General features: G+C 49.3%; 22 protein-coding genes and 5 tRNA genes. 23 read left to right on the top strand and 4 right to left on the bottom strand.

The features are described from left to right. Positions 1–538 precede the first annotated feature (538 nt). From E2980_RS09915 to E2980_RS09875, 9 genes are all read left to right on the top strand, one after another. Entirely contained in the window at positions 539–1654 is a 1116-nt protein-coding gene (locus E2980_RS09915) for a GntR family transcriptional regulator (RefSeq protein WP_135152024.1), read from the top strand. A gap of 191 nt (positions 1655–1845) precedes the next feature. Then, on the top strand, positions 1846–3168 hold the full coding sequence (locus E2980_RS09910; protein ID WP_135152023.1) for an ABC transporter substrate-binding protein: 1323 nt from the start codon (positions 1846–1848) through the stop codon (positions 3166–3168). Positions 3169–3262: 94 nt separating this feature from the next. Further along, entirely contained in the window at positions 3263–4555 is a 1293-nt protein-coding gene (locus tag E2980_RS09905) for a glycoside hydrolase family 125 protein (protein ID WP_135152022.1), read from the top strand. A 28-nt stretch (positions 4556–4583) separates the two neighbouring features. Next, positions 4584–5471 carry a carbohydrate ABC transporter permease gene (locus E2980_RS09900; RefSeq protein ID WP_135152021.1) on the top strand — a complete coding sequence of 296 codons (888 nt, stop codon included), beginning with the start codon at positions 4584–4586 and terminating at the stop codon, positions 5469–5471. A 16-nt stretch (positions 5472–5487) separates the two neighbouring features. Further along, on the top strand, positions 5488–6381 hold the full coding sequence (locus tag E2980_RS09895; protein ID WP_135152020.1) for a carbohydrate ABC transporter permease: 894 nt from the start codon (positions 5488–5490) through the stop codon (positions 6379–6381). A 36-nt stretch (positions 6382–6417) separates the two neighbouring features. Beyond that, entirely contained in the window at positions 6418–7497 is a 1080-nt protein-coding gene (locus tag E2980_RS09890) for a glycoside hydrolase family 76 protein (protein ID WP_135152019.1), read from the top strand. Between the two features lie 129 nt (positions 7498–7626). Beyond that, on the top strand, positions 7627–9810 hold the full coding sequence (locus E2980_RS09885; RefSeq protein ID WP_135152018.1) for a Tex family protein: 2184 nt from the start codon (positions 7627–7629) through the stop codon (positions 9808–9810). A 121-nt stretch (positions 9811–9931) separates the two neighbouring features. Next, positions 9932–10414: an RrF2 family transcriptional regulator gene (locus E2980_RS09880; RefSeq protein ID WP_135152017.1), complete on the top strand. Its 483-nt coding sequence runs from the start codon at positions 9932–9934 to the stop codon at positions 10412–10414. Positions 10415–10632: 218 nt separating this feature from the next. Continuing rightward, positions 10633–11283, top strand: a complete 651-nt coding sequence (locus tag E2980_RS09875; RefSeq protein ID WP_135152016.1) for a nitroreductase family protein — start codon at positions 10633–10635, stop codon at positions 11281–11283. Between the two features lie 66 nt (positions 11284–11349). Here the strand turns inward: E2980_RS09875 and cmpA are convergent, their stop codons facing one another. Beyond that, positions 11350–11490, bottom strand: a complete 141-nt coding sequence (gene cmpA / locus E2980_RS09870; RefSeq protein WP_135152015.1) for a cortex morphogenetic protein CmpA — start codon at positions 11488–11490, stop codon at positions 11350–11352. 88 nt (positions 11491–11578) lie between these two features. Continuing rightward, complete coding sequence (locus tag E2980_RS09865; RefSeq protein WP_135152014.1) at positions 11579–11935, bottom strand: hydrolase/acyltransferase; 357 nt, start codon at positions 11933–11935, stop codon at positions 11579–11581. Between the two features lie 144 nt (positions 11936–12079). Here E2980_RS09865 and E2980_RS09860 point away from each other — a divergent pair, with 144 nt between their 5' ends. The 7 genes from E2980_RS09860 (at position 12080) to E2980_RS09830 (ending at position 14889) form a co-directional block, all read left to right on the top strand. Continuing rightward, a complete protein-coding gene (locus E2980_RS09860; protein ID WP_135152013.1) occupies positions 12080–12571 on the top strand; it encodes a SprT family protein in 492 nt (163 codons plus the stop codon). Between the two features lie 79 nt (positions 12572–12650). Continuing rightward, positions 12651–12726 (top strand) — tRNA-Asn (locus E2980_RS09855). A gap of 1 nt (position 12727) precedes the next feature. Beyond that, positions 12728–12818: transfer RNA gene (locus E2980_RS09850), tRNA-Ser, on the top strand. Positions 12819–13034: 216 nt separating this feature from the next. Further along, a tRNA-Glu gene (locus E2980_RS09845) sits at positions 13035–13109 on the top strand. 4 nt (positions 13110–13113) lie between these two features. Further along, positions 13114–13189 (top strand) — tRNA-Lys (locus E2980_RS09840). A 50-nt stretch (positions 13190–13239) separates the two neighbouring features. Next, positions 13240–13324 (top strand) — tRNA-Leu (locus E2980_RS09835). Between the two features lie 224 nt (positions 13325–13548). After that, on the top strand, positions 13549–14889 hold the full coding sequence (locus tag E2980_RS09830) for a glycosyltransferase family 2 protein (RefSeq protein ID WP_135152012.1): 1341 nt from the start codon (positions 13549–13551) through the stop codon (positions 14887–14889). Here the strand turns inward: E2980_RS09830 and E2980_RS09825 are convergent. Both E2980_RS09825 and E2980_RS09820 read right to left on the bottom strand, forming a co-directional pair. Then, on the bottom strand, positions 14886–15089 hold the full coding sequence (locus tag E2980_RS09825; protein WP_135152011.1) for a hypothetical protein: 204 nt from the start codon (positions 15087–15089) through the stop codon (positions 14886–14888). The genes E2980_RS09830 and E2980_RS09825 overlap by 4 nt on opposite strands. 151 nt (positions 15090–15240) lie before the next feature. Next, positions 15241–15681 carry a DUF2642 domain-containing protein gene (locus E2980_RS09820; protein WP_135152010.1) on the bottom strand — a complete coding sequence of 147 codons (441 nt, stop codon included), beginning with the start codon at positions 15679–15681 and terminating at the stop codon, positions 15241–15243. A gap of 242 nt (positions 15682–15923) precedes the next feature. Here E2980_RS09820 and E2980_RS09815 point away from each other — a divergent pair, with 242 nt between their 5' ends. From E2980_RS09815 to E2980_RS09785, 7 genes are read left to right on the top strand one after another with little or no spacing between them, the layout of a single operon-like run. Next, positions 15924–16946, top strand: a complete 1023-nt coding sequence (locus E2980_RS09815) for a glycosyltransferase family 4 protein (protein ID WP_135152009.1) — start codon at positions 15924–15926, stop codon at positions 16944–16946. 30 nt (positions 16947–16976) lie between these two features. Continuing rightward, entirely contained in the window at positions 16977–17936 is a 960-nt protein-coding gene (locus E2980_RS09810) for a GDP-mannose 4,6-dehydratase (protein WP_135152008.1), read from the top strand. A 20-nt stretch (positions 17937–17956) separates the two neighbouring features. Continuing rightward, the gene (locus tag E2980_RS09805; RefSeq protein ID WP_167747057.1) at positions 17957–19021 is read left to right on the top strand and encodes a mannose-1-phosphate guanylyltransferase; all 1065 of its coding nucleotides are present in this window, start codon (positions 17957–17959) and stop codon (positions 19019–19021) included. A gap of 32 nt (positions 19022–19053) precedes the next feature. Beyond that, positions 19054–20184 carry a glycosyltransferase gene (locus tag E2980_RS09800; RefSeq protein ID WP_135152006.1) on the top strand — a complete coding sequence of 377 codons (1131 nt, stop codon included), beginning with the start codon at positions 19054–19056 and terminating at the stop codon, positions 20182–20184. Positions 20185–20214: 30 nt separating this feature from the next. Continuing rightward, positions 20215–21348: a glycosyltransferase gene (locus E2980_RS09795; protein ID WP_135152005.1), complete on the top strand. Its 1134-nt coding sequence runs from the start codon at positions 20215–20217 to the stop codon at positions 21346–21348. A gap of 3 nt (positions 21349–21351) precedes the next feature. Beyond that, positions 21352–22686 carry a glycosyltransferase family 4 protein gene (locus E2980_RS09790; protein WP_135152004.1) on the top strand — a complete coding sequence of 445 codons (1335 nt, stop codon included), beginning with the start codon at positions 21352–21354 and terminating at the stop codon, positions 22684–22686. After that, positions 22683–23375 (top strand): O-methyltransferase, encoded by a 693-nt coding sequence (locus E2980_RS09785; protein WP_135152003.1) that lies wholly within the window; start codon positions 22683–22685, stop codon positions 23373–23375. The genes E2980_RS09790 and E2980_RS09785 overlap by 4 nt, the downstream gene beginning before the upstream one ends.

Raw genomic sequence — 23375 nt, 5'->3', positions numbered from 1 at the left:
CCACCGCAGTCGAAACGAGCCGAGATAGAAACGAAAAAATACTATCTCTGCCCATCGCAGTCGAAACGAGCCGAGCTAGTAACAAAAGCTTACTATCTCTGCCCACCGCAGTCGAAAAGAGCCGAAATAGTAACAAAAGCTTACTATCTCTGCCCGCCGCAGTCGAAACGAGCCGAGATAGTAACAAAAGCTTACTATCTCTGCCCGCCGTAGTCGAAACGAAACGAGATAGTAACAAAAGCTTACTATCTTCGCACGCCGTCACTGAACCGAGAGAACGAAGGAACTTAGCTAATTCCGCTCGCCGCCAGCGGATTGGGCCGAATTAACGATGGAACTTAGCTAACTCCGGCCTCTGGAAGTAAATAACGCAGTGATAGTAACGAAATCATACCGGTTTAGCTTCAATAGCGCGAGCCGCAGATTCATCCCGATGTACGGGGAGACTGCCGGCTCGCGCTTTTATTTTAAATGATCTTGATAGGTTTGAATATTTTTTGTATAGTTGATATATCATGATACATCAAGGGATGATGAGATGGAAGGTCCATTGTACGAACAAATCTATAAATACGTTTTCGAGAAAATCAAGAACGGTGAACTTCAAAGCGGGGGACGGGTACCTTCGGAGAAGGAGCTGGCCGATCAATTCAACGTTAGCCGCATTACGTCGAAGAAGGCTTTGGAGATGCTGTCAGCCAATCGGCTGATCGAGCGGGTGCAGGGGAAAGGTTCTTTCGTAGCGGAGGCGTTGCCGGAATCGATCGATAGTCTGCTTGCGACGGCTAAAGATCCGCAAAGCTGGAAGCTGGTGGGCTTGATCTTGCCCGACTTCGCGGAGTCGTACGGGTTAAGGCTCATTCACGGGGTCGAGGAAAGGTGCTCGGAGCTGGGCGGACGCATGCTGATGAAGATTACCTACGACAAGCGGGAGGAAGAAGAGGCGGCAATCCGTTCTTTCCTGCAGTTGGGCGTAGACGGCTTCATCATATTCCCCGTCCACGGGGAGCACTACAATTCGGAATTGCTTCGTCTCGTGCTGGATAAATACCCGCTCGTATTCGTCGATCGTTATTTGAAGGGACTTGCCGCCTGCTCGGTCTATTCGGACAACCGGGCTGCCGCCTTCGATATCACGAAATACTTGCTTGACAGGGGGCATTCCCAGATCGGCTTCATTTCCCTGCCGGTAGAGAACACATCCACGATCGAGGATCGAATTCAGGGCTATACCGACGCCCTTATCCAGCACGGTCTTAGGCTTAATCCGCAGCATCTGATGACGAATCTATACAGCTCCGTGCCTCGGTCGTTCGAGGAACGCAACGTCCAGGTCGACTTCGAGAACGTCAAGAAATTCGTGGAATTGAATCCGGGGCTGACGGCTTTCGTCGCGGTCGAATACAATCTGGCATTAATTCTAAGAGAGGTATTGCTCTCCATGGGCAAAGATATTCCCGGAGAATGCAGCATCGTCTGCTTCGATTCGCCGCGCAATCCTTTCGGCAAATATTTGTTCACCCACGTCAGTCAAGACGAGTTCGGCATGGGCCAACGGGCGGCGGAGCTTCTGCAGCAGCAATGGGAGTCGAAGGAAGTGCCTTTTAACAATATCATCCCCTATACGATTGTTAAAGGCGATTCTACCGAATAACTCTTACAATCCCCAATCGTCCCTTATTTCTGATTAGCCCGAATACGAATTCGGGCTTTTTCGTCTTATATCTCTCATTTTATGCATGTTGGTATATATATTTTTAATTATTTTCATATTGACATATTAACATAATCTAATTAATATACTATTTGTAAGCGCTTAAAAAATTTCAGTGGGGGGCTTTCAAAATGAAAAAATGGATGGAATTGGCCTTAACCTGCGTCATGCTATTATCGATATTGGCCGCATGCGGCAACGATAACGGAGCGGCATCTTCGGCGGGCAGTTCATCGCCTGCGGCAGAAAGCGACTCACCTAAGCCGGAAGGCGGCAAACCGGTCGAGCTTACGTTCTGGGGAGATTGGGGCGGCGAGGGCCAGAAGCAGTTCGAAACGATGGTCGACGCTTTTAATAAATCCCAAGACAAGATCCGCGTTAAATACGTGCTGCAGCAGGATATGATCACGAAATTCCTGACCGCGGCAACTTCCGGCGGTTCCCCCGACGTCATGTTCTGGGACCGCTGGCGCACGAATCTATACGCTCCGAAAAACGTGCTCCACCCCATCGATGAATACATGGACCGCGACGGCATCAACAAATCGGATTATTACGACGAAGCGCTTAAGGAGCTTAGCCATGGCGGAAAGTTGTACGGCCTTCCGCTAACGGTAGACGCCCGCGCGCTATTTTACAACAAGAAGCTATTCGCCGAAGCGAACCTGCAACCGCCTAAAAACTGGGAAGAGCTGGCGACGGCAGCCAAAGCGCTGACGAAATGGAACGGCAACAAGCTTGAAGTCGCGGGCTTCTCGCTCGGAGACCCCGGACTCTTCAATATGTATCTTCAGCAAGCGGGAGGACAGATGTTGAACTCGGCTATGGATGCGACCGATTTCAACAATGATAAAGGCATATCCGTACTTAACCTGTGGGACCGCATGCTGAATCAGGATAAAGTATACAAAATCGGTTTCGAGCAAGGGCTGGGAGAAGGGCAAGACGCCTTCGTCACGGGTAAACTGGCTATGCAATACACGGGACCTTGGATGCTTAGCACTTATAAGAAATACGGCAAAGATCTCGAATTCGGAATCGTACCTCCTCCTGCAGGTCCGAAAGGAGACAAAGGAAGCGTTATGGGCGGCTTCGGTCTCGTGATCGGGGAAGGCTCCAAGCATAAGGAAGAAGCGTGGGAATTCGTCAAATGGTGGCTGGCTAACAAAGATAACGTTTTGATGTGGTCGAAAATGAGCTTGAACCTTCCGGGCTTCAAGCCGGCATTGGACGATCCGTTCTTCAAGGACGATCCATCTTGGAAACCTTTCCTCGATACGCTAGAAATCGCGAAGATCAGACCGCAGCATCCCGGCTATTCCGTCATGGAAGGCGATGGACTCATTCCTAACCTGCAATTGTTCCTCGAAGGCAAGCAGGATGCCGCCGCAACGCTCAAGAAAGCGCAAGAACAGGGCGACCGTCTCCTGAAGGACAACGCGGAAGTCAAATAATCGGGTTCGTTAACGATCCAAATGCGAAAAGGGAGGCGGGCCTCCCTTTTCCTTTTACCCCATACACAGAGATGAACTAAGGAGAGGAACAAACATGGCTCAACTAGCAAACACATTCGAATCGTTGAATAGATGGATCGGAACGGTCCAGAAGAAGCTCCAGGATCGTCCGAAGACGCAAGCCATGTTCGCTGCCTGCATACGCAATACGATCGAGACGACATTCCGCCAACTCCCCGATCGGACGACATTCGTCATCACGGGAGACATCCCGGCCATGTGGCTGCGAGATTCCGCGGCGCAAGCAAGGCCCTATATTTTACTTGCTGCGGAAGATCCGGAAATAGAGCGAATGTTGCAAGGAATCGTGGAGAGACAGCTTCGTTACGTCATCCATGATCCCTATGCCAACGCCTTCAACGAATCGCCGAACGGCCAAGGACATCAGAACGACGAAACCGCGATGACGCCTTGGATATGGGAAAGAAAGTACGAGATAGATTCTCTGTGCTATCCGCTGCAGCTCGCTTACCTATTATGGAAGAATACGGGGTCGACGACTCATATCAACGACGCTTTCAAGGAAGCTGCCGCCGCCATCCTGGATTTGTGGGTGAAAGAACAAAACCATGAACATGATTCGGAATACCGTTTCGAACGCGGAAACTGTCCGATTACCGATACGCTTCCTAGAAGCGGAAAAGGGACCCTTACCGGCAAAACAGGCATGACATGGTCGGGATTCCGGCCTAGCGACGATGCTTGCGAGTATGGCTATCTTATCCCTTCCAATATGTTTGCCGTCGTTGTTCTCCGTTACCTCGGCGAAATCGCCGGCACCGTGCTTAACGATCCCGGGATGAAGCTAAGAGCCGAGGCGCTGGCGGAGGAAATCGATCGAGGCATACGCGAATTCGGAACCGTCGAGCATCCAGTCTACGGCACCCTGTACGCATACGAGACCGATGGGCTCGGCAATCATCGCTTGATGGACGACGCGAACGTACCCAGCTTATTATCTATTCCGTACTTGGGTTACGCGCGTTCAGACGATCCGATTTATCTGAATACAAGAAAATTCGTGCTTAGCGATAACAATCCTTATTATTACGCGGGTGCCGCGGCATCGGGCATTGGCAGTCCTCATACTCCCAGCGGATACGTCTGGCATATCGCGTTGGCGATGCAAGGATTAACGGCTGAAACGCCCGAGGAGAAGACGCGTTTGCTTGATCTTCTGGAGCGAACGGACGGAGGCAAAGGGATGATGCACGAAGGTTTTGACGCGGACGATTCAAATAGGTACACGAGAGAGTGGTTCTCGTGGGCGAACATGATGTACTGCGAGCTCGTTCTCGACGTATGCGGCATACGCGTCGCGAGATGATCAAAGGCAAAGGAAGGATGGTAGACGGATGTTTCGATCCCGCAAGCTGAACGCTCATCAAGCTCGAATGGCTTATCTCTTTATTTCTCCGACCATTCTGCTGTTCGCCGTCTTCACCGTCATTCCGGTGTTCATGGCCTTTTATCTAAGCTTCACGAATTACGACGTGTTGAGCAGAATGGACTGGGTCGGCCTGGACAACTATCGGAAGCTCATTGCCGACAACCTGTTATGGCAAACCTTTCGCAACGTACTCTATTACACGGTAATCTTCGTTCCTCTTAATATCATAACTTCCCTGCTCATCGCGTTACTGCTCAATAAAGCCTGGCTCGGAGTCAAGGCGTTCCGTACGCTGAATTATTTGCCGACACTGACATCGGCAGTAGCTGCAGCAACCGTATGGTTATGGATCCTGCACCCCGAATACGGTTTGCTTAACGGCTTTCTAAGTTATTTCGGCGTGACGGGACCCGCATGGTTGGCGGAGTCGGATACGGCTATGACCTCTATTATCATGGTAACGTTATGGCAGTCCGTTGGATCGAACATGGTAATTTACCTCGCGGGGCTGCAAGGGGTTCCCGATTACTTGTACGAATCCGCGAAGCTTGACGGAGCGAACGCGATGCAAAGGTTTCGTTTCATCACTTGGCCGCAGCTTCGACCGACAACGTTCCTGGTGAGCACGATGTCCATTATCGGCGCTCTCCAACTATTCGATCAAGCTTTCGTTCTTACCCAGGGAGGACCGGCCAACGCGACGAAGACTCCGGTATACCTAATCTACCAACAAGGCTTCAATCAGCTGCAAATGGGTTACGCTTCTTCGCAAGCATTTGTTCTGGCAATAGCTATTCTGGTTTTCTCATTAATCAATATGAGGCTGTCCAAGGCGGAAGAGCCTATCGTATAGAAAGCGGTGAACGGTTATGAAATCTACCTATTCCAGCAAGCCCGTATTTGCTCGGACGCTCCGTGCGACCGCTTTCTACATCGTGGCTGCCATGGTGTCGCTTGCCATGTTCCTGCCGTTCTTGTGGAGCGTATTGACCTCGCTCAAGCCGGACAACGAAATCTTCGCGTTTCCGATCCAATGGCTGCCATCCAGGTTTACCTTGGAGCATTATACGGATGCGTTTACGACGGTTCCTTTTATGAGATATTTCGGTAACTCCTTCTATCTCGCGTTCATGGGAGTATTAACGAATCTGTTCTTCGGATCGCTTGGCGGGTATGCTTTCGCGAAATTGCCTTTTCGCCTCAATAAACCGATCTTTCGCATCCTTCTGGCTTCCATGATGATTCCGGGCGTCGTGACCATGATTCCAAGCTTCTATGTTCTCATGCATTTGCCATTTCTAGGAGGTAACGACTGGTCGGGTTCCGGAGGCAGCGGTCTGCTGAATTCGTTCTGGGCGATCATTCTTCCGGGCGCGTCGGGCACGTTCGCCGTCTTCTTCATGCGGCAGTTTTTCTTGACTCTGCCTAGCGACATGATGGAGATGGCGCGAATCGAGGGAGCCGGAGAATTCCGTATTTTCCTGCGTATCTACCTTCCGCTGACGAAACCGGCGCTCGCCACGCTCGGAATCTTTACCTTCCAAGCGGGCTGGAACTCGTTCCTGTGGCCGATGATCGTGTTGAACGACCCGCTAAAGCATACGATTCAGATGGGTTTGCAAGCATTTTCCTATAACCATCAGACCGATTTCGGCCCGATGATGGCCGGCGCGCTTGTCGCGATTTTACCCATTCTGATTTTGTTTATCCTGCTTCAACGGTATTTCGTGCAAGGGATCGCCTTTAGCGGCGTAAAAGGTTAAAAGATAAGAAATCATGAGGAAAGCGAGCGGAGCGGAATGAACTTACGGATAGGGTCAACATGGGCGGATCACGCGCAAAAAGCTCTTCGCGATCGCTTCTGGAACCCGGAGATCGGCATGTACAATATCGAAACGCCATGTCCGGGAGGCGCTTGCAATACGATTTTCCATTATTGGTGGATGGCGCACGCCGTAGAGGCGTTGGTAGACGGATTAAATAGAACGGGAAATTCCCTTTATAGCGATACGTTGGCCGAATTGTACGAAGGTTTGCTGAAGCGCAATGGCGGAGCTTGGCCGAATTCGCTGTATGACGATATGGAATGGATGGCGATCGCTTGGCTAAGGGCTTACGAAGCAACGAACGAGGAGAAATACAAGCAAGCGGCACTCGTGCTCTGGGAAGACATCAAGACCGGCTGGAACGATCACATGGGCGGAGGAATCGCTTGGCAGAAAAGCCAGCTCGATTACAAGAATACGCCGGCTAACGCTCCGGCGATCATCTTGGCCGCCCGCATGCACCGCTCTTTCGGGAAAGGGGAGTACCTGAAGTGGGCGCTTAAAATCTACGATTGGCAAAAAAGGACTTTGGTCGATCCGGATAGCGGCTTCGTCTGGGACGGGATAAACCGCACAGGCGAAGGAGTCATCGATAAGGATTGGGAATTCACCTATTGCCAGGGCGTATTCATCGGAGCGGCGCACGAGCTTTACCGGACGACGGGGAACGAATTTTATCTTTTCGATGCCGAGAGGACCGCTAACACTGCCATCGATAGATTGACGAATAAGGAAACCGCTTTGCTGCCTAACGAAGGAAAGGGCGACGGGGGACTGTTCAAGGGGATTCTCGTCCGGTACGCTGCGAACATGGCGGCGGATTACCCGTCACGATTCCCTAAGCTGGCCGATGTACTCTTGCGTAATGCGGTGTCTTTATGGAACGAAGGCAGGGACGAAGCCAGAACGTTATTCGGTCCGGATTGGAGCCAGCCTCCGGGAGAGACCGTGGAGCTTGGAACCCAAATAAGCGGAATCATTCTCCTGGAAATGTCCGCGAAACTGGAAGCGAAGGGTTTTAAGCTTTACCAGGGAACGGAAGCTGCGACATGAAGACTTCGAGGTTATTCCAAAGGTCAATCCAGACCTTAGGGATAACCTTTGTTTTTACTCCAAGCTTGATTTCTCGTTGCCATGGACTACATAATAATAGAATGTACAAGCAACGGGAGGCACTTATTCATGAGCGTGGGCAACGAGACGACGACGGTAACGAACGTGCGGGAGAGAATGGTTAAGCAAATCGCCGCGGAGCTGGGGATTAGCCTGGGTCAAGTAAGAACGGTAGCCGCTCTGCTCGATGACGGCAATACGATTCCTTTTATCGCCAGATACCGCAAAGAAATGACGGGCGAGCTGGACGAGGTGCAGCTTCGCGCCATAGACGATCGCCGAACGTATTTGAAAGGACTAGAGGACCGCAAAAGCGAGGTCATCCGCCTGATCGACGAGCAGGGAAAGCTGACTCCGGAGCTGCAAGCCGCCATTGAAAAATCGGCTAAGCTGCAGGAAGTGGAGGATTTATATCGTCCTTACCGGCAGAAGAGGAAGACTCGCGCCAGCGTCGCCAAGGAGCGCGGCTTGGAGCCTTTGTCCCAATGGTTGCTCTCGCAGCCGCGGCATGGCGATCTTCTTGCCGAAGCTTCGAAATACGTCAATGAAGACAAGGGTGTCCAAACTCCGGAGGAAGCCATTCAAGGCGCTTCCGATATCGTGGCGGAAGGACTTGCCGACGATGCTGATATTCGGCGTTGGGTGCGGAAGTTCACGTGGGATCAAGGAGTTCTACATAGCAAAGCCAAAGATGCCGAGGCGGAATCCGTCTACGAGATGTATTACAAATATTCGGAGCCGGTCAAGCGCTTGCCGCCTCACCGGGTTCTAGCGATGAATCGCGGCGAACGCGAAGACGTGCTGGGAGTGTCCATCGACGTGCCCGTCGATCGGATCGTAGAAGAGTTGAATAGAAGGACTTTGAAGGGGCCGTCCATTACGCGCGACGTGTTGGCTGCCGCCGCCGAAGATGCCTATAAGCGGCTGATCTCTCCATCAATCGAACGCGAGCTGCGCGGCGAACTGACGGAGAAGGCGGAGGAGCATGCCATCGGCATCTTCTCCGAGAACCTGCGTAATCTATTGCTTCAGCCTCCGGTTAAGGGGCGAGTGGTACTAGGCGTCGATCCTGCTTACCGGACGGGGTGCAAGCTGGCCGTCGTGGACGATACGGGCAAGCTTATGGAGGTTGCCGTTACGTATCCGACCCCTCCGCACAACAAGAAAGCGGAGGCGGAGGTCGTATTCCGCAGGTTGATCAATCAATACGGAATCCAACTGATCGTCATCGGCAACGGCACGGGCTCCCGCGAGACGGAGCAATTCGTCGTCGGGATTATCCATGCTTTGCCGGAACGTAATCTGCAGTACTTGATCGTAAACGAAGCGGGCGCAAGCGTATATTCCGCTTCCAAGCTTGCGGCAGAGGAATTCCCCGACCTGGACGTATCCGAGCGCAGCGCGGTTTCCATAGCAAGACGATTGCAGGATCCGCTTGCGGAGCTCGTCAAGATCGAGCCCAAAGCGATCGGAGTCGGTCAATACCAGCACGACGTCACGCAGAAAAGGCTGGACGAAAGCCTGTCCGGCGTCGTGGAATCGGCGGTTAACCATGTCGGCGTGGACGTAAATACGGCTTCCCCGTCGCTGCTCTCCTACGTATCGGGAATCAATGCCACGATGGCTAAGAATATCGTGAAGCTCCGCGAAGAAACGGGCAAGTTCGTCGAACGGAAGCAATTGCAGAAAGTTCCGCGTTTGGGCGCGAAAGCTTACGAACAATGCGCCGGGTTCTTGCGCATCTCGGACGGCAAGAACCCGCTGGATCGCACGCCGATTCATCCTGAATCCTATGAAGTCGTCGGCCGTCTGTTCAAGGATTTGGGCTTGAACCTTAACGATATCGGTTCGGAACCGCTTAAGTTAAAACTGAAGGAAGTTCGATTGGAAGAAATATCCGCGCGTCTTGAAGTCGGCGTGCCGACCCTGCGCGATATCGTGGATAGCTTGCAGCGGCCGGGACGGGATCCCCGCGACGAGCTGCCTCCTCCGATCTTCCATACGGACGTATTGGATATAGAGGATTTGAAGCCGGGGATGGAGCTTAAGGGAACGGTTCGCAATGTAGTCGATTTCGGCGCGTTCGTCGATATCGGGATCAAGAACGACGGTCTCGTGCACATCTCCCAGATCAGCAACAAGTTCGTCAAGCATCCAACGGAAGTCGTCGCCGTAGGCGATACCGTGACGGTATGGGTGCTGGGCTCCGATCTCAAGAAAGGCCGCGTCAGCTTGACGATGCGCCAGCCTTAATATCGTTTTCGAAGTCCGAGAGGAATATTCCGTCTCGGGCTTTTATTTGTTCAACGCTTACAATTACCTCTTGCCCTAGCGTCCGGATTTCGATACAATTCAAGCAATCGGAGGCGATAAAATGAAGCCGGAAAAATGCATCGGATCCCATCATCCCAAATGGTTTGGATTAGCGCTTCAAGCGCTAGTCATTTTATCGAAGGACAACGTTAAGACGTGCCCGAGCGCGGAATTAGCCGTCCTCCTTCAATCGGAAGCGACGCTGCTGCGACGGATCCTCGCCACCCTCGTCAAGGGAGGCATTCTGGATACCCGGGAAGGCCGCGACGGAGGTTATCGGCTGCGCAGAGACCCTTATACGATTACGTTGTCAGAAGTGTATACCGTTCTCCAGGTAAGCGATCCGCTTTGTCTCGGGATTAAAGAAACGACGGGCTCTCACACGTTCGGCAAGGAAATGAACGCTATTTTCAACGACATTACAACCGCGATGGACCACTCCTTGCTTGAGGTTCTGAACCGCTATACCGTAGGTCAAATTGCTGAGCGCGCTCATAATTGTACGGGAAGCACGCACGCGGAAATCGGAATTTCCGGGGATTGACATTTCTTTTTGTTGGTCATATACTGTGCAATATCAGTAACAGTTAAATGGTTTTTTATTTCTCTTTTACTGTGCGAATATCGAAACAGTTGTTAGAAATTCTAAATGTATTAACTGTCTTTATTGGCGTGATGCGTTTAGAATTGCAGTTCTTTTTACGCGATAAACTGTGAAAAAATTGCCTCAGTTACACGATCATCCGAATGGAGGAATTATCAATGTCTACGTCGCAATCTTTGCAAAGTCCGTCTTTCGAAGCAGTCATGCGTGGTCGCCGCTCCGTAAGAAGTTACGATCCGACGTTCAAGATTTCCAAGGAAGAAATGAAGGAACTGCTTGGAGAAGCCATCCTTGCTCCCTCCTCTTCCAACGTGCAGCCTTGGCGTTTTCTAGTCATCGATTCTCCGGAACTGAAGGAGAAATTGCTGCCCATCGCATTCAATCAGCAGCAAGTCGTCGAAGCTTCCGCCGTCATCGCCGTACTGGGCGACCGCGAAGGTTACAAACTCCTCGATACGATTTACACGCGTGCTTTCGAAGCAGGATACATTCCTGAAGAAACCAAGAACGCCATGGTCGAGCGTTCCGTCGGAATGTACTCTTCATTTCCCGATGAAATCGCCCGCAAGATCGTACACACGGATGGCGGTCTTGTGTCCATGCAATTGATGCTGGCTGCGAAGGCCAAAGGTTACGATACGGTACCGATGGGCGGATATGATGCCGCAAAATTCAAAGAAGCTTTCGGAGTCAGCGAGCGTTATATTCCGATCATGCTGATCGCTATAGGCAAAGCGGCGAAAGAGGGACATCCTTCCGTTCGCTTGACGGTCGACGAAGTGACCAGCTGGAACGAATTCAACCAATAAGCGCTTACCAAAAAGGATCTTCCAATCCTGCCATTCCGGCGGGAGGAAGATCCTTTTTTCGCGGTATCATGGATTGATTCCGGCATTATCTTTGGTTTTCTCGGGCTTGGCGCGGTAATAAAACCAGCAATCGTTCAACAGACGGATTTGCCGGCGATCCTTTTTCTGAAACGCGGACATGAGTTGGTTGCAAAGCCATTGAGGCATCGGAATCGTCCTCCTCCCATTCACATGCTGTATGAATAGCATATGGGGTTAGGCGGATGACTGTGCAGGTCCGAACGAGTAATGATGCTTATAGCATATCCTCTTCTTCGTACCATTGCTCTAATTGCGCTTGGAGGGCGCGTATTTCCGTAAGCAGCGACACGAGCGGGTAGGCGCTTTCGCGGATGGAAGCAAAAGTCCGTTCCAGCTCGTTCACGTAATGGAGTCCGCCGATCGGAGATTGGTTCTCGTCCAGCAGATCCAAGGCGCGGAACTCCGCGATCGCTCTAGGCAGCTTCGGTACATTATCGGCCGTTAATTTGGATAGCTCTTTATGAAGGCGAAGATTCAAAGCGCTTAACTGGTAAGCATGGGAAGCGGGCATCTCCACGAATAGAAGATCGCCTTGCTCCTGCTGCAAAAGAATATAAGACATTTCAGGCATACGACGCGGTCTCCCCTCAACCATTTCTACTTGACAGTGTAGCCCAATCCAAGTCTACAATTCAAGTAGGTCAAGCTGATCTAACGTCAAGAATGTCTTGACTGGAACCAAGAATGTCTTGACTGGAACCAAGGAGGTCTGGAAATGAACGATCAGGAGCTGCAACAATGGATTGAACGGGTTTCTCTAGCCTTCTTCGGACGACCGTTCTTGCATCGGGCATCCTTTAATTCACGGCTCCGAACGACCGGAGGCCGATATTTTACGAAGAGCCATAATATCGAGATTAGTCCGCATCAATTAGCCGTTCATGGCGCAGAAGAGACGGAAGCCATTATCAAACATGAACTTTGCCATTATCATCTGCATTTGCAGCGCAAAGGATACCAGCATCGCGATGCCGACTTCAAGCGATTGCTCGTCGAGGTCGGCGCCACGAGGCATTGCCGCCCTCTTCCGGGAGCGAGGAGAAGTCTTCCGGTTAAATATCTTCTACTGTGTACGGCGTGCGGCATGAACTATCCTAGGAAGCGGCGGGCGGATCCCCATAAATACGCATGCGGGCGTTGCCGCGGCCGGCTTAAGCTGCTGCAAGTACAGCAGCCCGAGCTTGAGAGCAACCGGGCACCAGGGTGATAATTTCGGAACGCGATTTAAAAATGCTTGACTTCGGGCATGAACCATGATAAATTATTACTTGTCGCTTTTGAAACTTTCCCTGATAGCTCAGTTGGTAGAGCACTCGACTGTTAATCGAGTTGTCACAGGTTCGAGTCCTGTTCGGGGAGCCATGGGGAGATACCCAAGTGGCTATAAGGGGCTCCTCTGCTAAGGGAGTAGACGTGTCATGCGTGCGAGGGTTCGAATCCCTCTCTCCCCGCCATGTAAATTCAATAAGCCGACTTAAGGGAGCTCGCCAGCTAACGCTGATGGGCTCTTTTTGATTTTACCCCTTTGACGATATCCCATTCGCTCAGATGGTCGATATTCCCGGTGTTTTGTTCAAAAAAGTGCTTGCACTCGTCCTCTCATTGGTATATACTCATATTTGTCGTCTGAAACGGGCAGCGCAAAATTACGGTAATCGCAGACCGGAAATGGCCCCTTGGTCAAGCGGTTAAGACACCTCCCTTTCACGGAGGTAACAGGGGTTCGAATCCCCTAGGGGTCACCATTGCGAGCCATTAGCTCAGTTGGTAGAGCACCTGACTTTTAATCAGGGTGTCGAAGGTTCGAGTCCTTCATGGCTCACCATTTATAGTTCCGTAAGGCGTAAGCCGGATCGGACGACTTTCCCAAAATGTGCGGTCGTGGTGGAACGGCAGACACGCTATCTTGAGGGGGTAGTGCCCATAGGGTGTGCGGGTTCAAATCCCGCCGACCGCACCATACCTCAAAAACCTCGGAACCCTTACCTAGTAAGGGTTTTTTTCATATCTAATTTGCATTAATATTTATTCCTCCGGTTATCCACCAAAATGCTGTTCGGCGAGCATAATAACGATTGGTGAAACGATAACCTTGCGAAAAGTCCGAGAACAATTATACGGAGGGCAACATAGGATACAAATATCTATTGACACGGTCCTGCATCATTTGCTGAGAGGTGCCGTATGATTGTCTTTATTCTGGATCTGGAGTTCAATCCCGTGGCGCTTCGACAAACGGAGATAAGCGTTCAAAACGCATTTTCGGGCTTCAGAAGCATCCCGGTGAATCTCAACTTTGCGGCGATCATGAACCGTGCCATCGAAGCATCTCGCGAGCCGTTTTTCATTACTTTATATGCCGGTGAGCAGCTGGAACATGGATTTCATTCTGAGTTGCAGGATTGGTTTAAGGAACTTCCGGACGATTGTGCCGGAATATGCCTTCAGCCCTCCGAGCCAACTTCCGATGTACTCCCGTTATCGTCAATCGCACCGCGGGGGCCGGTAGTCTGGCGAAGGGAAGCTGTCGCGGGAATGATCGGCGAAACGGGCGAAGACATCGGCAAGCCTGATGCATCCGGAAGTTTTCTGACAAGCGTCAACCTCCCGTTCGAGCAATATGTACTGCTGGAAATGATGTACCGGCTCTCTTCTGCATGGACTTGGCGCGAATATCGTACTCAGTCATGGAAGGCCCGCTATTTTAGCAGCAGCCCTGGCTGGAGGAAATCGAAAGAAGAATGGTCCTGTATTCACCCAATAATATCTTCTATTCCGCGTACGGTTTCAGTGACGGCAATTCCAATCATTACTGTGGTCGTGTGTACATTCGATAACGCCGAATATCTGCCGTGGTCGATACGCAGCATGCTTATTCAATCGTTCACTGATTGGGAACTGATCGTAATCGACGACGGATCTCAGGATGATACAGGGGAGAAGCTGCAGCCATATGCCATCGACCCCCGTGTCATCCTGATCCGAAACGAAGAAAATCGCGGGAAAGCCTTCTGTTTAAACAAAGCATTGTCCTTGGCAAGAGGAAAATGGTTGTTAGAGCTCGATGCGGATGACTGGCTGACTCCCGACTGTCTGGAAGTCATTGCGGAACAAGCTTTGACATCGGATGATATCGGAGCATTCTATGCACATCATTACGAATGGCTTGAACGATCGAACAAACAACTGCTTTTCAAACGGATAGAATTGCCTCTGCCCGAGATAACTCCTGAACGTTTGTTGAGTTCCGCGTCTCCGCTCGCTCCAAGAAGCTATCGGATTCGGATCTTGAAAGAACTCGGAGGGTGGTGGGAGCACGATCCGTATCAAGGAAGGTTGTACGAAGACGTTCAGCTGCTAATTCGAATTTCAAGCAGGTATACAGTGAAGCACATTCGGAAGGCGCTGTATCATCGCAGAATTCGAAACGCAAGCATCACGCGACGAAATCAGGGGAATTACGAGCGCTGGGCGGGATGGATGAGACGAGAGTTATTGCGGGCAGAGAACATAGAAGTTAATTAAGCCGGAAGAATACGAACAAATTCTGTATTTTCAATCACTACGTTTACTCGTACGGTAGACGGCGTATAGATATTTTGACTGGTCTGCACCGTGAATGTTCCTGGAGTTACGGCAACAAGCTGGCCGGAAAGGAATTGCGTCGTCTGGAAAACCTCTACGGTTCGACCGATAAAAGTCGCAAGTATATCGGCAAAATCCACTAAAACTCACCTCGCTTAGATCTTTAGGGTACTCTCATCGTATCAACCTCTCCAAGTAAAACGGCTCCGCCGTCCACAGGACGGCTGGTATACGTTTGTATCGAGCGATCAGATGAGTATAAAAACATAGAATTTTATGCTTTCTGATCGTTTAAATAAACGAATTGATACTTTCAAATCGAACCAGCACGATCGCGCCCGAAGCCTCTAGTATTTGCGCGAAGTCTTCACCCACCGCAGTTAAGGTTCCGGTTATGGTTCCGGCATCCGTGTTGATCGTAATAATTGTGCCGATTCGGGCTTGAAGCTGGCTTCGCAGGGCATCTTCCTCTTCGGTTAAATCGCTGACTTCTGCTTGAAGGACATTCACGTCATTGCGGAGGGCATTGGTAACCCCTTGGAGACCGAGCAAAACTTCAGCCAGTGCGTTTAATCTTCTTTGAAGAAACCTCGAGATTCGGGCAACCTGCCGGCGCAGCCGCTTAAACCGTTCGAGAAGGGATAATCCCCTTCTCTTTTTTCGTTTTTTCGGGATTTTTATCTTAAACTTCTTCGGGGGACAATCGGTTTTATCCTCGACTTTTAATGTCAATCATAGCACTCTCCTTTGTCAAAAGTTGATGTACCATATGTCCACTAATAGACAGGGGAAACTCGTCTATCCCAAAGATGATGAAAGAACCCAGACATGCCCTAATAGGCAAGGCGATGATTTATCCGGTTCGGGACAAACGCCGTTACCCAAGTACCTAATTGCCATATGAATAACTAATGCATTTGATTAAATCCAGCATAGGGGTTGGATGGGAAGAAAGGGGGTGCCCCGTTAGGGGGATGGATATTGTATATGTCCTGGAATCCACCGTTCTGGCCGGAGGCATTAAAAATGTATTCGAGCAGGCGGACCGCCTGGCGGATCTGGGTTACCGTACGCACTTGTTTGCTCTAGGAGGACAACCGGATTGGTTCCCGCTTAGAACGAAGATCAGGCAGTTTCCCAATTATTCGATTATGTCGAATGAGTTGAAAAAAATGGATGCAATAAAAGTCGCAACGTGGTGGAAGACCGCACAGGTGGTATGGAACTGTTGCGATCCGAAGCAGGGCGGATGCGGGATTCCTTTCTACCTTGTGCAGGATATCGAAGAAAGCTATTATCCCCACTGGCCGGCAATGGGCGATCAAGTCCGCCAAACCTATAACATACCGATGCCGATTTTAACGATTGCGGATTGGACGGCTAACCAGTTGTCGGAACATTATCAAAGAGACGCGATCCCCATCTCCATCGCGATCGATCAGGATGTGTTCAAACCCAGCCGGACTGACGGTTATGACCCTTGCCGAATTGTTGCCTGCAGCCGGAAAAGCCAGCCTTTGAAAGGATACGACATAACCGTTCAGGCGGTTAAGGCCGTTTATCGCGAGCTTCCCCAAATATCATTCGATACGTACGGGTTTGAGGATCCCGGCATTTACGGAATCCCGGGGCATCATTTATTTCGTCCCGATGATCGAACGATTGCGCAGCTGTATTCGAATTGCGGCGTATTTGTCCAAACTTCGTTTCACGAAGGTTTCGGACTCCCCATTCTTGAAGCGATGGCATGCGGCACCCCGGTGGTCGTTACCGGAGCGGAAGGGAACGAAGAATTTTGCCATCATGAGAAGAACTGCGTCATGGTGGAGAAAGGGGACGTGGATGGGGTTGCTCAAGGGATTGTCCGGGTGTTGACCGATCGTGAGTTCGCGGAATCCATTTCCGTCAAAGGAAGGGAAACCGCGCGAAGGTACGATTGGCCGAGAGTCCTTCATCGTTTGGATCATATTTTCGGTCGGCATGCCGGTAAGGGTTAAACCATTATTATTCTGAGGAGGAACAATCCCTTGAAAGCATTAATTACCGGAATTACCGGATTTGCGGGCAGCCACCTGGGGGAATACCTTTTGTCGCGCGGGGATACGGAAGTGTATGGGAGTTATCGTTTAAGAAGCCGCATGGACCACATCGAGCATCTTTTGCCGCATATCAGACTCGCGGAATGCGAACTGAAAGACCCTCATTCCGTCAATGAGATGATCCGGGAAATTCGGCCCGATTTCATCTTTCACCTTGCCGCCCAAAGCTTTGTTCCTACCTCATGGAATTCACCCACGGATACCATGACTAATAATACCGTTGGCCAGATCAACATCTTCGAGGCTGTGCGAAAGTTCGATATCGACTGCAAAATTCAAATTGCCTGCTCCAGCGAGGAATACGGAATGGTCTACCCGGAAGAAACGCCGATCAAGGAGACGAACCCGCTCCGGCCGTTAAGCCCGTATGCCGTAAGCAAAGTAGCCCAAGATTATCTGGGGTACCAATATTATCACAGCTATGGATTAAAGATCATAAGGACTCGAACCTTTAACCATACCGGGCCTCGGAGAGGGGAAAGCTTCGTGACTTCGAATTTTGCCAAGCAGATCGCACAGATCGAGCTCGGAACCAAGCCCTCTATGATTTATGTTGGAAACTTGCAGGCCAAGAGAGATTTCACCGATGTCCGCGATGTCGTGAAAGCTTATTGGGCCGCGCTTGAGAAAGGGGATCCCGGCGAAGTTTATAATATCTCATCCGGGGAAGCCTGTACCATTCACGAAATGCTGCAGACTCTATTGTCGTTTTCGGAAGTAAAGATTGAGCTTAAAGTGGATCCCGAACGTCTGCGTCCCTCCGATGTAGAGATCCTTCTTGGGGACTGTACCAAATTCCGGGATAAAACGGGATGGAAGCCTGTAATCGCCTTTGAACAAACAATGGAGGATCTTCTAAATTATTGGAGAGAGCAATTGAGAAATTGAATCGTAAGGAGGGGATCCCTTTGCATTGTATCTTGATCTTGGCAGGCGGCAACGGCAAACGGTTATGGCCTAAAAGTCGCTTGGGACGCCCCAAGCAATTCCTTTCCATTACGCATCGCCAATCGATGCTGCAGGCCACCGTAAGCCGTTTTGCGAAATTCGTTCCCCTTCAGGATATCCATGTCGTAACGATACAGAAGTATGAACATATCGTACAGGATCAACTTCCCTTCCTTTCCATGTCTAATGTTATCATTGAGCCCGAAGGCAAAGATACGGCAGCCTCTATCGGGCTTTCCGCCATTCGCCAGCTTCATCGGGGCCGCGATCCCGTTATGGTAACGTCTCCGGCTGATGCTTATGTTCGAAACGATGAAGAGTTCGAAAAATGCATTGCCATCGCATCCGAAAAAGCGGCGAAACAAGATCATATCGTAACCATCGGGATTTCTCCCAACAAGCCGGAAACGGGTTTCGGATATATCCAAGTGATCCCCGGTCAGAATGAATTCTGTTATAAAGTGGAGAGGTTTATCGAGAAACCGGCTTCCGATTTGGCACGAAAGTTTCTGACCACAGGCTTTCATTACTGGAACAGCGGGATTTTCGTCTGGAAGGCATCGACCATCCTTGGGATGATCGAAAAGCATTTGCCGATCCTTTATGACGCTCTGATCCGAATGGAACGAGGGTTCGGGCAAGAATCCGAACACCGGGTAATCGCGCAAGAGTATAAGAATTTACCTCAACTATCAGTAGATTACGGAATTCTCGAAAAAGCGGACAATGTGTATATGGTTCCGGCAACGTTCGATTGGAACGACGTAGGTAACTGGGCATCTCTAGGAGAAATCGGGAAAGAAAAAGATGAAAAGGGCAATACGGTACTCGGAACCGGCGTAGGAATCGATACGCATCATTGCATTATCGACGGCAGGGAAATTCCGATCGCTGCGATAGGTCTCGAGAACATGATTATCGTCTCGACGAAAGATGCGATATTGGTATGTAAAAAAGGGCGTGAGCATGAAATCAAAGATATTTATGAACTTCTCCTGGAGCGGGGAATGAACCACCTGCTTTAAGGTTGCAATTGCAAGTCTAGGGAGAGGGATAAATGAAGCAACTCACGGTTTTCTGTCCCTTATTCGATGCTTCGGGTTATGCGGAAGCGGCACGATCGATTATCTTCGCCCTGATAGCAGATGGTTATGAAATTCGCGTCATTCCTAAAGATGGGAACAAATTGGATGCAGGATTACCGGCCCTGCAGAAACAAAAATTGTTGCAGCTATGCGGGACCTCCGTTTTCCCCGATGGGCCGATTATTCATATCTGCGCGGCACAATTTTTCCTTCCCGTATGGGGCAGAATCAACATCGGGATGACCATGCTCGAATGTGACAGTTTGCCGCTGAATTGGGTAACCAGATGCAATCTAATGGATCAAGTTTGGGTTCCTTCAACATTCAACGAACAAACCTTCTTGGGAAGCGGAGTTCGACAGGAAAAAATCAAAGTCGTGCCGATCGGGGTGGATGTTAATCGGTTTCATCCGGAAGTTGCCCCCCTGCATTTGGAACGGGATCATGGACGGTTTGTCTTTTTATCCAACTTTGAATGGATTCCCCGAAAAGGGTATAATCTGTTGCTGCGTGCATTCTTGGAGGAGTTTACGGGTTCGGATCACGTCTTGTTGGTTATCAAAACATATGATGGAAGCGGGTATGATTCAATCGGAACAAGAATGTGCCGTTATTGGAATGAAATGGTCGACAGTATCAACGTTTCCGATCCCCCATTGCTGCAATTCATCACACATGGCCTGTCCTATGAACAAATTCCATCCTTTTATAGGGCGGGATTCTGTTATATTATTCCAACACACGGAGAAGGATGGAATCTGCCCGCTCTCGAAGCCTTGTCAAGCGGGATCCCGGTTATTACAACGAACTGGTCGGCACACCTCGATTTCGTAAACCTTGAGAACGGCTATTTAATTGAAGTGGAGCACCTCGCATCTATTCCGAGATTCGGGATTCCGAGCGATGCCATTTACAACGGTTCCCGCTGGGCCGTTCCCTCTTTATCCTACACTCGCAAATGGATGCGATACGCGGTTGAACATCCGGAGGAAATCAAAGAAAAGGGGAAGCTGGCGAGACAACAAGTAGTGAGGAATTGGAGCACCGTCAAAATGGTTGATCGAATCGATTCCTTATTATTTGCAATAAGGTGTAATGGTTGATTCCGATGAGAGTTTTTTGGAGGTGGAAGCATGCAGGTTGTTTTTAGAAATACCTTTTATGAGCCTACAGGCTTTGGAAATAGCGCACGTCAGATAGCCTATAAAATGGAGGATGCCGGAATTGATGTAAAAATCGAAGCGTTGGGTACAGTTTATAATTGCCTCGACGACGCTGAGCTTCAAAGATTACATGCCATGGAGAATAAACCTCTTCAACAGGAACAGGTTTTGCTGACAATCGAAGTCAATCGTCATCCTCACGAACGGAGCCGATTTAAGAAAGCATTAAGCTGCACGATGTGGGAGACATCAAAGGTCCCGGAGGAAATGATTCATGGTATCAATCAATTCGACGGCCTGATCATTCCAAGCGAATTCAATAGACAGTCTTTCTTAGATGGCGGGGCGAGGATTCCACTATTTATTGCACCTTATGGTGTTGATTCCGACCTATATAGTCCAGAAGGTCCTCGTGATAGGCTTGGGGAGAGCGAGCATTTCTTCATCTTCTTATCCGTCTTTGGATGGTCCGAGCGTAAGGCGCCCCAAATATTGTTGAATGCGTACTTGGAAGAATTTCATACGGATGAACCGGTATTATTGATGATCAAAACCTTTGGAAACGATGTCGATACGTTTCCGCTTGAATGGTACGAAGAGGCGATTAACGACATAACGAACCGCCGTGATTTACCTCGAGTTCGTCTCCTTACAAAGACAATGACTCCTCACCAGATGGCGGCACTTTATCGTGGCGCTGATTGCTTTGTATTGCCTACTCGGGGAGAGGGAGTCGGGCTGCCAATTCTTGAAAGCATGGCTTGTCAGAAGCCGGTCATAGCAACTGGTTGGAGCAGCCATGTCGAATTTCTGAATCCAAGTAACGGATATTTAATTCCTTATAGACTTCTTCCTGCGAAGCCTTTGCATTATACAAATTTGTATAAGTCCGATCAAATATGGGCTGACGCGGATGCGGGATCGCTGCAGTTGTTAATGAGAAGAGTGTATTCCCAGCGCCAGGAAGCACGGGTAAAAGCTATTCATGCAAGAGAAACAGCACGTAAATGGAACTGGGATCGCACGGCTCAAGCGTTTATCGAGGCGATCGAACTAACGGTGGGCGGCAAAGTAACGACTCGCGATTTGGAAAGAAGGAGATAGTGAATGAGAATTGGAATAGATATGAATTTTGCTCAAAATGCTTCTGTTTTCGAGGGGATTGGCAATTATTCCTTCTCTCATATCGCTCATTTACTTGACCATCCAGATGTGCAGTTATTTTATTTTCAACCTAATTATAGCGGACTCAGCAGTGAAGTTTTCAAAGCGGAGCTCTCCCGGTTTATTATTCAGAACAATATAGATGTTTTTCATTTTCCAAGTCCTATGGAAATACCATTTCCTGAAATCATCGATAATGATCAACTGCCGCAGGTTCGATTTACCGCTGTCGTTTACGACCTTATTCCAGCAGTATTTCCTAAAGTTTATTTTCAGAATATGGTCGTACAGCATCGATACTTTCTTCAATTAGCGATGCTTCAAAAGTTAGATCATTTGTTCTCGATTTCAGATTATACCCGAAATGATCTCATCAGATTTGGGTTTTCAGATAAAAAGATTACTACGATCGGTATCGGTTGTGAAGACTTTTTCCATCTAACGGAAGGTGGAAACCGGCCTATCCCGTTTCTTCCGGAAAATAAGCCGTATGTCCTTGCTTTTTCGCCGGCCGATTTTCGTAAAAATGCGAGGAGTTTGATTCAAGCCTTTGTACAAATGATTGAACGCGCCCAAGACAATGATGTTCAACTTGTATTCGTCAATCATGTCCCTGAACCTATTCAGGAGCAATTGCACAGTATTTCAGCTGATTCTGGATTGAGTGATCGTATTCATTTTATAGGGCGTGTGTCGAAATCGCAGTTACTTCAGATTTATAACCGGGCGATCGGCGTCGCTTTCCCAACGTTATACGAAGGAGCAGGCTTACCGGTTCTTGAGGCTATGCAATGTGCCGTTCCCGTACTTACTTCCACGACCACTTCGATGCCCGAGATGGTCGGAGACGCTGCCATACTTGTAGATCCTCACGATGTAAGTAGTATCTCTAAAGGACTGGAAGCCCTATGTTTCGATGTTGAATTGCGTGAGCGGCTCATAAGAGACGCTTCTATTCAAGCCGAACAGTTTAAGTGGAATGTAGTCGCAGATCGTACTCTCGCAGAATTTCGAAAATTGGCTGCCAGAGCTCCTCGCGTGAAGGAAGAAGAAGGGATATTAAATAAAAGTTTGATAGAGGATTCTGAAGAAAAGACAAAAATTACGACCGATAAAAATGAAACAATAATATATGACACAATAATATATGACACGTTAAACCCTGTACGCAAAAATAATAATAAAAAAACAAAACGGCTTAAAAAAAGACGCATGGACGAAATGCAAGCTGATCTTGATTTAATGATTAAGGAACTTAAAAAGGAGAAAAGTAAATGAACACAACCGACCTATTATTATCTCTCGACCCAACCCTCAAGCTCCATAGTGAGTCTGAATGGTCAGGTGGAGAGGAAGCAAAACTGTATTCCGCATTCAATTCCGGTGGTATTGAGTGTGAAACAGGTGAGTTTCTCTATGGGTTTGTCCGGCTATTAAAGCCTGAATGGGTACTTGAGACAGGCACCCACTATGCAACAGGTGCCTCCTATATGGGCATGGCACTCAAAGAAAATGGTAAGGGTAAACTTGATACCATTGAATTTTCGAGCCATGTTCATGAACGGGCAGTTGAGCGAATACATCGAATGGGCTTACAAAATCAGGTAAATTTATATTGTGAAGATGTCAAAGATTTTGACCCAGGCGAGAAGAAATATAAGCTGATCTTGCTGGATACAGAGCCACAAACACGCTTTGCGGAGTTTATTAAATTCTACGACTACCTAGAAGAGGGTGGATTTATTTTTATCCATGACCTCCACAGGCATCTAGGGCAAGAAGTAAAAGACCATCCAGACCATCCCAATCAACCCTATTGGCCGTGGGGGGAGATTCCAGGAGAAATAAATGGTTTAGTTAAATACGAAAAAATAAGACCATTCCATTTTGCAACACCTCGTGGTCTCGCAGGGCTATATAAATCGCATCCATCTGACTATAAGTGGAGTAGAACAGGAGGACTGTAA

Source organism: Cohnella luojiensis (assembly GCF_004564235.1).
Lineage (GTDB): Bacteria > Bacillota > Bacilli > Paenibacillales > Paenibacillaceae > Cohnella > Cohnella luojiensis.
The sequence above is the reverse complement of the archived record's forward strand: the minus strand, read 5'-3'. Positions and strand labels throughout refer to the sequence as shown.